We start from the raw sequence: 282 nt of genomic DNA on the forward strand, positions 1-282 counted from the left end.
GTTCGGGGTGGGCCCGCCCATGACGAAGGCCCCCCACTTGCGTGGAGGGCCTTCGTCTGTCGGTGCGCCGCCAGGGACTCGAACCCCGGACCCGCTGATGCTGTGTCTTTGCGGGGGATGACCCCCGGACCCCCAGCCGTCTTCGCTGGTTCGGGGTGGGCCCGCGCATGACGAAGGCCCCCCACTTGCGTGGAGGGCCTTCGTCTGTCGGTGCGCCGCCAGGGACTCGAACCCCGGACCCGCTGATTAAGAGTCAGCTGCTCTAACCAACTGAGCTAGCGG

It is taken from the genome of Streptomyces sp. NPDC055955, from assembly GCF_042270245.1.
Lineage (GTDB): Bacteria > Actinomycetota > Actinomycetes > Streptomycetales > Streptomycetaceae > Streptomyces.